This is a genomic window from Burkholderia sp. Tr-20355 (genome assembly GCF_017104685.1).
Lineage (GTDB): Bacteria > Pseudomonadota > Gammaproteobacteria > Burkholderiales > Burkholderiaceae > Burkholderia > Burkholderia seminalis.
The window spans coordinates 1-10706 of record NZ_JAAGPK010000224.1; the positions used below are offsets into that span (position 1 = coordinate 1).

At 68.1% G+C, this 10706-nt stretch carries 7 protein-coding genes; 4 read left to right on the forward strand and 3 right to left on the reverse strand.

All coding sequences use genetic code 11. The features are described 5' to 3' along the window. Positions 1 to 127 precede the first annotated feature (127 nt). Together G3N62_RS32075 and G3N62_RS32080 are read left to right on the forward strand one after the other, a co-directional pair. Positions 128 to 970, forward strand: coding sequence for a glycosyltransferase (locus G3N62_RS32075; protein ID WP_034190755.1), 843 nt, complete (start codon positions 128 to 130; stop codon positions 968 to 970). 136 nt (positions 971 to 1106) lie between these two features. Beyond that, positions 1107 to 2387 (forward strand): O-antigen ligase family protein, encoded by a 1281-nt coding sequence (locus tag G3N62_RS32080; protein WP_034190754.1) that lies wholly within the window; start codon positions 1107 to 1109, stop codon positions 2385 to 2387. Positions 2388 to 2520: 133 nt separating this feature from the next. Here the strand turns inward: G3N62_RS32080 and G3N62_RS32085 are convergent, their stop codons facing one another. The 3 genes from G3N62_RS32085 to dnaE form a co-directional block, all read right to left on the reverse strand. Next, on the reverse strand, positions 2521 to 3699 hold the full coding sequence (locus G3N62_RS32085) for a glycosyltransferase family 9 protein (protein WP_059558138.1): 1179 nt from the start codon (positions 3697 to 3699) through the stop codon (positions 2521 to 2523). A 163-nt stretch (positions 3700 to 3862) separates the two neighbouring features. Continuing rightward, complete coding sequence (locus tag G3N62_RS32090; RefSeq protein WP_124670613.1) at positions 3863 to 4948, reverse strand: glycosyltransferase family 9 protein; 1086 nt, start codon at positions 4946 to 4948, stop codon at positions 3863 to 3865. 307 nt (positions 4949 to 5255) lie between these two features. After that, the gene (gene dnaE / locus G3N62_RS32095; RefSeq protein WP_034190751.1) at positions 5256 to 8789 is read right to left on the reverse strand and encodes a DNA polymerase III subunit alpha; all 3534 of its coding nucleotides are present in this window, start codon (positions 8787 to 8789) and stop codon (positions 5256 to 5258) included. A gap of 216 nt (positions 8790 to 9005) precedes the next feature. Between dnaE and G3N62_RS32100 the strand changes: the two genes are divergently transcribed. Both G3N62_RS32100 and gluQRS read left to right on the forward strand, forming a co-directional pair. Beyond that, positions 9006 to 9860: a sulfurtransferase gene (locus G3N62_RS32100; RefSeq protein WP_034190750.1), complete on the forward strand. Its 855-nt coding sequence runs from the start codon at positions 9006 to 9008 to the stop codon at positions 9858 to 9860. Positions 9861 to 9879: 19 nt separating this feature from the next. Next, positions 9880 to 10706: tRNA glutamyl-Q(34) synthetase GluQRS (gene gluQRS, locus G3N62_RS32105; protein WP_206141426.1), on the forward strand; the 827-nt coding region annotated here is incomplete at its 3' end.

Genomic DNA, 10706 nt, shown 5'->3' on the forward strand with positions numbered 1-10706 from the left:
CGTGTTTCCCGATACGTACAGTGCGCACGGCCGAGTCAGCGTATATTTCGAGGCGGCGGCAGTCATCATTTCGCTAACGCTTCTCGGGCAGCTGCTCGAACTGAAGGCCCGCTCGCAAACGACCGCCATGTTCTCCATCATCATTCCGACCTGGAACAACCTGCCGTACCTCAAGCTCGTCGTCGACAGCCTGCGCCGCCACTCCGCGTACGATCACCAGATCATCGTGCACGTGAACGACGGCTCGGACGGCACGCTCGACTGGGTGCGCGGCGAAGGCATCGAACACACCGCGTCACCGGCCAATATCGGCATCTGCCATGCGGTGAACCTGGCCGCCGCCCGGGCGACGCGCGATTACGTCGTCTACATGAACGACGACATGTTCTGCTGCCCCGGCTGGGACACGGCCCTCGTGCGCCGTATCGAGCAGATGCCGACCGATCTCTTCATGCTGTCGGGCACGATGGTCGAGCCGGTCGACACGCGCAACCCGTGCGTCGTCGTCAGCAATTTCGGCCGTGACGCCGAGCAATTCGACGCGGCGGGCCTCGTCGCCGCGACGCCGAAGCTCGCCCGCGCGGACTGGCTCGGGTCGACCTGGCCGCCGACGCTCGTGCACCGCGACTGGTGGAACCGCATTGGCGGCTACAGCAGCGAACTGTCGCCCGGCATGAGCAGCGACAACGACTTCTCGATGAAATTCTGGGACGCCGGCTGCCGGATCTTCCTCGGCGTCGGCGACAGCCTCGTCTATCACTTCCAGCAGAAGAGCACGGGCAAGATCGTCAAGAACGACGGCCGCCGCCAGTTTCTCAATAAATGGGGCATGACCCAGGCGACGTTCGACCGCTACTACCTGCATCGCGGCGAGCCCGCCGGCCCGAACATCACGCTCGACACGCCGGCCGTGGAAGGCCGCCTGAAGCGCGCGCTGCTGCGCTCGCGGATCAAGCGCGCCTTCAGCTGATCGGGCCCCGAAAACGACACGGAAACCCGTCCCGCTTCGCGTATACTTTGCGGTTCGTCCCGAATCTCTTGTCGGGACGCGCGGCGACGTGCAGCAGGATGTCCGCCAGCCGCATTCGTCCATTCGACAGGTTCCGATGCTTTCGTTTTCCGCTCCCGCCTCGCGGCGCCTGACCGCCGCACGCGCATTCGCCGTTGCCGCGCTCTGCATGGTGCCCGTCTCGACCGCGCTGACCAATGTGTTCTGCGGGCTGTTCGCCGCCGCGCTCGTGATCTCTCCCGAATTCTGGCGCAACCTGCGCTCGTTCTTCACCGATCCGGCTTCGCTCGCGGCACTGCTGATCCTCGCGGCGCTGGCCGTCAGCGTCACGTACACGATCGCGCCGCACAACAAGGCGTGGAACTGGGTCGCGAAGTACGACAAGCTGCTGTTGCTGCCATTTGCCGTGCTCGCGTTCCGTCATTCGAACTGGGCGCCGATCGTGCAGCGCTGCTGGTTCGGCACGCTGTGCGTCATCCTGTTGCTGTCGACGACCAACTATCTCGGGTTGACCGCGATCGGGCCCGCGTATGCGTCCGCGCTGCCGGTATCGCGCGCGTGGGTGTTCAAGAACCACATCGCCGCCGGCATGTTCGGCGCACTGCTGTTCTACCAGGCTGCGGATCTCGCGCTGGCGGCTCGCACGGCGCTGTCGCGCATTGCCTATGCGGTTGTCGCCGCATGGACGCTCGTCAACGTGTTCGTGATGCTGCAGGGACGCACGGGGCAGGTCATCGCGCTACTGCTGATTCTCGTTGTCGCGGTGCGTTTCGTGCTGTTGCTGCGTCGGCAGTCGGCGCTGCGCGCCGGGCTGGCCGCCGGCGTGCTCGTCCTGTCCGGCATTGCACTCGTCGTCGCAGCGTGTACGGTTCACAACGGCCGGCTCGCGGAGGTCGTGACGGAAGTGCAGCAATATCGGCAGAGCGATGCCGTCACGTCATCCGGCCTGCGCCTCGAATGGTACAAGAGAGGGCTCGAGCTGTTCAGCCAGCGCCCCGTGATCGGCTACGGTGCGGGCGGCCTCGAGGTCGAGTTCCAGAAGCTCTCGGCCGGCAAGACGGCGGCCGAAGGCCAGCTCACGTCGAACCCGCACAACGAATACCTGCTGATGGCCGTCCAGCTCGGCTCGGTCGGCCTGCTGCTGTTCGTCAACCTGATCGTGCAGATCGCGCGCGGCAGCCGCGCGCTCGATCCGCGCTCGCGGCACCTGCTGCTCGGGTGGCTCGCGATCTTCGCGATCGGCAGTCTCGCGAACTCGCTGCTGCTCGATTTCGCCGAAGGGCACCTGATCGTGCTGCTGGCCGGCATCCTGCTCGGTTGCGGCGAACGCAGCGAGGCGTTGCCGCGCGAAACGTCGGCGATCCGGCGCAGCGCGTAACGCATGACGAAACGGGTTCCGCTGCCGGCCCGCTCCGGCGGCAGCGCCCGCACATCACGCCGACGCGAGCGGGCTGCGCCGCCTCGGCACGGCGCCCCTTCGAAAGCGGAAAAGCGCGCGCCTCGCGCGCACGTCAGTCGGACCCGGCGCGAGGCAGTCGCGACGTGTCGACGATCGCGTGGGCCGCACCCGGCGGATTCAGCCCGAGCATCTCGGCCGCCGCGGCCTTCACGCGCTGCGCGCCGAGATTGGCGAGGCAGTCGCTGCGGCTGTCGACCTTGCGCTCGCAGCCTTCGTGCCGGCACGGCACGCAATCGCCCTCCCCCTGCAGCAGCCATACGTTCCCGTGCCGTCCCGAGCCGCGCAACGGCCAGGGATTCTCGGTCGCGGGCCAGTGCTGCGGCCACGGCCCCCAGCGCACCGGATCGGACGGGCCGAACAGCGCGATCGTGTCGGTGCCCGTCGCGGCCGCCACGTGGGTCGCGCCGGTGTCGGGCCCGATGAAGAGGCGCGCGCGCCGCACGAGCTCCGCGCTCTCGCCGAACGTCAGCCGGCCGACCAGGTTCAGCACGTCGCCGCCCGCTTCGGCCGCGACCTGCTCCGCATACTCGCGTTCGCTGTCCGCCGGCCCGCCCGACAGCGCGACCGCGAAGCCGTGCTCGCGCAGCCAGCCGATCATCTCGACCCAGCCGTCGAGCCGCCATTGCTTGTAGCGGAACATCGGATACGGATGCAGGACGACCAGCGGCTTGCCGGCGCGAATCGCCGGCGACTCCGCGAGCCGCGCGTCGAAGCGCGCGCGCCGCGCGGGATCGTCGCCGATGCCGGGCGCAACGACCTCGGACACCGGCTCGATGCCGATCACCGGCGCGAGTGCGAGCGTGCTGACGACCGTATGCGCGGATGCGTGATGATTGATCGCGATCCCGTTCAGCATCATTCGCGTGAGCCATGTGACACGATCCGGATCGACGAGGCCGACCCGCTTGCGGCCGGCGAACCAGCTGTAGAAACGCGGCCGGTCGGAACTCAGCGCCGCGCACGCGAGATCGTAGCGGCGCCACATCGACAACGCGTCGCGCAGCCGCTCGCGGAATCCGGCTCGCTGCGCGACGACGATCACGCGGCGTACGTCGGGATTGTGCTCGAGCACCCCCTCGGTGCCGCGAAATACCAGCATGTCGATCTGCGCATCCGGCCAGCGGGCCTTCAGCGAACGGACGAGCGGCGTCGTCAGCAGGACGTCGCCGATCCGGCGCGGCGCGGCAACGAGGATGGTTCTGGGCGGGCGGGCAGAAGAAAACAGGGCCACGGCGATCGATCTGTCTAGCTGGCTGAACAAGGCTGGCAATGTACAGGATTTTGCCGCAGCCGGCGCAGCGCGGCGCACCGGCCGTGCATGCCGTCCCGAAACGGCCCTGATGCGGCCCCGCCGGCGGGCCGCGCCCACCGTCAGCGCCGGTTGGGTGCGCCCGCTACGACGCGATCGTCGCGATCGCGGGCGCGGCGGCAGCCGGCTGCTCGTGTCCCGCAGCGGCCACCGGCTCGTCGCGATGGCCGGCCCGCGGCAGCAGATGGCGCACCGCCCGCTCGACCGCGTCGACGCCGATCGCGTCGACGGTCGCGCCGGCGCGCAGGATCACATGCGGCACGCCGAGCGGGTGCCAGCGCAGGTATTTCTCGGGGCGGTCCTCGAACAGCGCGGCGACCGGCACGCCGAGCGCCGACGCGAGATGCACGGGCGCGCTGTCGGCCGACACGATCACGTCGAGCAGGCTCGCGGCAGCCATCAGTTCGGCAACCGACGACGGCGCCACGTGCCGCGCATTCACGTCGCGCCACGCATCGTCCTCGCCGCACGTGCCGATCGCCGGGTCGCGGAACATGATCACGTCGGCGCACGGTGCAAGCCGCAGGCCGAGGTCGCGCCAGCGGTCCGCGGGCCAGCGGCGCTCGACCGCCTTGTTCGACACGAACAATCCTACGCGCGGCTTCGTGCGCGCGCCGAGCAGGCGGTACCACGTGTCCTGCAGCGTACGGTCGGGATGAACCGACAGTTCGAGGCGGTCGAGATCGGCACGGCCCAGTTCGGGCACCAGCCGGAAACCCGACAGCGCCTCGTGACACATCTGCCGCTGCGCAACGTGCTCGGGCTTGCGATCGTCGAATTCGCTGTCGGCATCGTGCCAGCGGCAATCCTTCGCGCGAAGCTGGCGCGCGAACTGCATGCTGCTGCGATGCATGCCGCCGTTCGGGACGACCACGAGGTCGAACCGCAGGCGACGCAGGCGGCGCACGAGCCGCAGCCGGTCGAAGAATGCGCGCATCCGCCCGGGACGGTCGTTGCGCTCGCACTGGCGGCTGTACACGTAGGTGTGGACCGCGTGCACGTCCGGGTTGCCGGCCAGCGCGGCCGCGTTGTAGCGGTTCGCGACCACATGGAGCTCCGCACCGGGCCAACGCGCCTTCAGCGCGCCGAGAAATGCCGTTGTACACAGCATGTCGCCGAGAAAATCGATCCGGATCACGAGGATCCGCCGCGTCGGGTTCCGATTGGCCATGGTCATGTGGTGACAGTCAGTTTTTTATCGTCGCGACGGGCCGTTCCACGGCATCCCGATCCAGGGTGATCCTGTCGCGCGTCCCGCAGACCGCCCCCGTGCATGCACACGACACACGACGGCGGTGCCGTTCGCCGCGCGAACCCGCGGCAGGCGCCGCATACATGCGGCCAGCGCGCGATTGTATAGCGTCCGGATGACCGGCCCAAGGCCCGATTACCCTCGGATGAAAGAAAACGGCCCGCCGCACCGCGCGATGGCGATGCGCCGGGCCGTCTGTCGCGACAGCCGTCTAAACAGGACGCGATCAGTACGTGATTTCGACGACGCTGCCGTCGAACGCCGCGCGCAGTTCCGCGAGCAGCACGTCGCTCGGCTTCACGCGCCACGCGTCGCCCAGACGCATTTCGCCTTGCGCCCGCGCATTGCTGTACTGGATCTGGACCGCGAGCCCGTTCGGCAGCGGCGCCTGCGGGCGACGGCCGCCATCGCGCCCGCCGCCGCGCGGCGCCGGCGCTTCGACCGCGGTCGCGGCCGCCGGATCGTCCTTCGACACGTGCGGCTCGAGCACGCGGCGCAGCGCGACCGCGTCGGCGTTGCCGTTCATCGTCAGCCGCACGGCCTGCGCATAACGGCTGCGTGCGCGTTCGAGATCCATCACGGTATCGGCCGTGAAGCGGATGCCGCCGGTGAACGCGTCATTGCGCGCCTGCCCCTGCACGATCAGCAGTTCGTCTTCCTTGAACAGCGCCTTGTTGGCCTCGAACTGTTCGTTGAAGATCGTGATCTCGCACTGGCCCGACCCGTCGTCGAGCAGCGCGATCAGCATCTTGCCGCGCTGGGTCATCTGCGTGCGCAGCGACGCGATGATGCCCGCGACGAGCTTGTCGCGCCCTTCCTTCAGGTCGCCGACCTTCTGCCGCACGAAGCGGCGCACTTCGTCACGATATGCGTCGAACAGGTGGCCGGACAGGTAGAAGCCGAGCGCCCCCTTTTCCTCCTGCAGGCGGCGCTTGTCGTCCCAGGCGGGCTCGTCGACGAGCGCATGCGCGTGCGGCGACTCGGCGCCCATGTCGAACAGGCCGGCCTGCATCGCGTTCGCCTCGGCCTGGTCGGCCGCTTCCATCGCGAGCGGCACCGACGCGATCAGCTGCGCGCGGTTCGCATTCAGCGAGTCGAACGCGCCGGCGCGGATCAGCGCCTCGACCGTGCGGCGGTTGACGACGCGACGGTCGATCCGTTCGCAGAAGTCGAACAGGTCGGTGAACGCCTTCTCCTCGCGAGCGCGCAGGATTTCCTCGATCGCGTTCTGGCCGCTGCCCTTCACCGCGCCGAGGCCATAGCGAATCGTGCGCGAACGCTTGCCGTCGGCTTCGGCGACCGGCTCGAACCGGTAATGCGACTGGTTGATGTCGGGCGGCAGCACGGCGAGGTTGTTCACGACGCAGTCGTCGAACAGGATCTTCACCTTGTCGGTGTCGTCCATCGCGAGCGTCATGTTGGCCGCCATGAATTCGGCCGGATGGTGCGCCTTCAGCCACGCGGTGTAATACGCGAGCAGTGCGTAGGCAGCCGCGTGCGACTTGTTGAAGCCGTAGCCCGCGAACTTCTCCATCAGGTCGAAGATCTCGTCGGACTTCTCGCGCGAGAGGCCGTTCTTCGCCGCACCCTCGGCGAAGATCTCGCGGTGCTTGACCATCTCCTCGGGCTTCTTCTTGCCCATCGCGCGACGCAGCAAGTCGGCGCCGCCGAGCGAGTAGCCGCCGATGATCTGCGCCATCTGCATCACCTGCTCCTGATAGACCATGATGCCGTAGGTCTCTTTCAGGACGGGTTCGACGCGCGGATCCGGATACTCGACCTTCTCGCGGCCGTGCTTCCGTGCGCAGAAACTCGGGATCAGGTCCATCGGGCCCGGACGGTACAACGACACGAGCGCGATGATGTCCTCGAAGCGGTCGGGCTGCGCATCCTTCAGCATGCCCTGCATCCCGCGGCTTTCCAGCTGGAACACCGCGACCGTGTTGGCCTTCTTCAGGATCTGGAACGAAGCCGGATCGTCGAGCGGCACCTGCGCGAGCGACCAGTCGGCCTTCGACGGATCGAGGCGGCGAATGTAGCGCTCGGCCCAGTCGAGGATCGTCAGCGTCGTGAGACCCAGAAAGTCGAACTTCACGAGGCCGACGGCTTCGACGTCGTCCTTGTCGTACTGGCTGACGACACCGCCTTCGTCGCCCTGCGTGTACAGCGGGCAGAAATCGGTCAGCTTGCCGGGCGCGATCAGCACGCCGCCCGCGTGCATCCCGACGTTACGCGTGAGGCCCTCGACGCGCTGCGCGAGATCGAGCAGCTGGTGGACTTCGTCCTCGTGGTCGTAGCGCTCCTGAAGCTGCGGCTCTTCCTTCATCGCGTCGGCGATGGTCACGTGCTTGCCCGGCTTGAACGGGATCAGCTTCGCGACGCCGTCGGTGAACATGTAGCCGAGGTCGAGCACGCGGCCGATGTCGCGCACGGCCGCCTTCGCGGCCATCGTGCCGAAGGTGGCGATCTGCGACACGGCGTCCGCGCCGTATTTTTCCTTCACGTACTGGATCACGCGATCGCGGCCGTGCTGGCAGAAGTCGATGTCGAAGTCGGGCATCGACACGCGTTCCGGATTCAGGAAGCGCTCGAACAGCAGGTTGTAGCGCAGCGGATCGAGATCGGTAATGCCGAGCGCGTACGCGACCAGCGAACCGGCGCCCGAGCCGCGGCCCGGGCCGACCGGCACGCCGTTGTTCTTTGCCCAGTTGATGAAGTCCGCGACGATCAGGAAGTAGCCGGGAAAGCCCATCTTCGTGATGGTCCCGCACTCGAATTCGAGGCGCTTGTAGTAGGTGTCGCGCTGCGCGTCGCGCTCGGCTTCGACCGGATACAGCTGCGCGAGACGGGTCTCGAGCCCTTCCTTCGACAGCTGGACGAGGTAGTCGTCGAGCGACATGCCGTCGGGCGTCGGGAACAGCGGCAGCTTCGGCTTGCCGAGCTCGAGCTTCAGGTTGCAGCGCTTCGCGATCTCGACCGTGTTCGCGACCGCCGACGGCAGGTCGGCGAACAGCGCGACCATGTCGTCCTGCGTGCGGAAGTACTGGTCGGTCGTGAACCGCTTCTGGCGCCGCGGATTCGCGAGGATGTCGCCTTCCGAGATACACACGCGCGCTTCGTGCGCGGTGAAATCGTCGTCGGTCATGAACTGCGTCGGGTGCGTCGCGACGACCGGCAGCTTCAGCGCCGCGGCGAGCGTCGCGGCCTGCTGGATGTACGCCTCCGCGCCCGGCTGGCCGTAACGCTGCAGCTCGATGTAAAAGCCGCCCGGGAATACCTTCGCCCAGCGCTCGGCGTGACGGCGCGCGGCGTCCTCGTTGCCGGCGGCCAGCGCGAGCCCGATGTCGCCCTGCTGCGCGCCCGACAGCGCGAGCAGCCCCTGCGAAAGCGGGCCGTCGAGCCAGCTCGCGTCGAGTTCCGCGCGGCCGCGGTACTGGTTCGTGAGCCATGCCTTCGACAGCAGCTCGCAGAGATTCAGGTAGCCGACCTTGTCCTTGACGAGCAGCAGCAGCCGCGACGGCTTGTCGCGATCGTCGGGATTGGCGATCCAGACGTCGCAGCCGGCGATCGGCTTGATGCCCTTGCCGCGGGCTTCCTGGTAGAAACGGACGAGGCCGAATGCGTTGCCGAGATCGGTGAGCGCGAGCGCGCCCTGACCGTCCGCGGCCGCCGCCTTGACGATGTCGTCAATGCGCACGATGCCGTCGGCAATCGAGAATTCGGAGTGAACGCGAAGATGGACGAAGCGGGGATCTGACATGGGCGCTATTGTAGCCGCCCCGCCGCGCAGGCTGCCCAAAAAATCCCCGCGCCGGCCGTTCGGCCGATGCGCGCGGCGACACGTCGCGCGACCGGCCGGACAGCCGGGTGCCGATGCCCGCGCGGTTTGCGGGATAATACGGGTTTTCGAATCAACGCCCCGGCTTCGCACCCTATTTTGCGGGCCGCCGTGCGGCCGTTTTCCCGTCGGACCATCATGACCATCGTCAACCTCGCCGCCTACCACTTCGTGTCGCTCGACGCGAACGAACAATGGCGCCCGCTCGTCACCGCCCGCTGCAACGAACTCGGCCTGCGCGGCACGATCCTGCTCGCCCCGGAAGGCATCAACCTGTTCATCGCCGGCACGCGCGACGCCACCGACGCGTTCATCGCGTACCTCCGCCACGATCCGCTGTTCGAAGGCAAGTTCGCGTCGCTGCAGTTCAAGGAAAGCCTGTCCGACTCGCAGCCGTTCCGCCGCATGCTCGTGCGCCTGAAGCGCGAGATCATCACGATGAAGAAACCCGCGATCAAGCCGGAGCTCGGCCGTGCGCCGTTCGTCGACGCGCACACGCTGAAGGCGTGGCTCGACCGCGGCCACGACGACACGGGGCGCCCGGTCGTGATGCTCGACACGCGCAACGCGTTCGAGGTCGACGTCGGCACGTTCGACAACGCGCTCGATTACCGGATCGACAAGTTCAGCGAATTCCCCGAAGTGATCGACGCGAACCGCGCCGACCTCGAAGGCAAGACAGTCGTGTCGTTCTGCACCGGCGGCATCCGCTGCGAGAAGGCCGCGATCCACATGAAGGAAATCGGCATCGAGAACGTGTACCAGCTCGAAGGCGGGATCCTGAAGTACTTCGAGGAAGTCGGCGGCGCGCACTATCACGGCGACTGCTTCGTGTTCGACTACCGCACCGCGCTGAACCCGCAACTCCAGCCGACCGAGAACGTCACCTGCTTCGCATGCCGCGCGGTCGTCACGCCGGAAGCGCAACAATCGCCGAGCTACGTGCCCGGCAAGTCGTGCCCGGCCTGCGCGCAGGCAGCCAGCGCCGCGTAAGCGCGCAACCGGCGTTCCGATGAACGACTATCGCGGCCGCTTCGCGCCGTCGCCCACCGGCCCGCTGCACTTCGGCTCGCTGGTCGGCGCGCTCGCGAGCTGGCTCGACGCACGCGCGCACGGCGGCGCGTGGCTCGTGCGCATCGAGGATCTCGACGGTCCGCGCACGGTACCCGGCGCGGCCGACGACATCCTCGCGACGCTCGCGCATTTCGGCATGACGCCCGACGAACCGCCCGTGTGGCAAAGCACGCGCGACGCGGCCTACACGGCCGCGCTCGAACAGCTCGTCGCGGCAGGGCTCGTCTATCCGTGCGGCTGCACGCGCAAGGAAATCGCCGATTCGCTGCGTGCCGCGCACGAACGCCACACGACGCTCGCGTACCCGGGCACGTGCCGCACCGGCCTGCACGGCAAGCCCGCGCGCGCGTGGCGGCTGCGCGTGCCGGACGGCGGCGACGCGATCGTCGCGTTCGACGACCGCTGGCAGCACACGCAATCGCAGAACCTCGCGACCGAAGTCGGCGATTTCGTGCTGAAGCGCGCGGATGGCCAATGGGCCTATCAGCTCGCGGTCGTCGTCGACGACGCCGCCGCGCGTATCACGCATGTCGTGCGCGGCGCCGACCTGCTCGATTCGACCGCGCGCCAGATCCATCTGCAACACTGCCTCGGCGTGCCGACGCCACGGTATCTGCACGTGCCCGTCGTCGTCGATGCAAACGGCGAGAAACTCAGCAAGCAGACGGGCGCGACCGCGCTCGAACGCGCCGCCCCGCTGCCCGCGCTGCAGGCCGCGGCAGCGCACCTGGGCCTCGCGCCCGACGGTGCGCTGCCCGGCGCGAC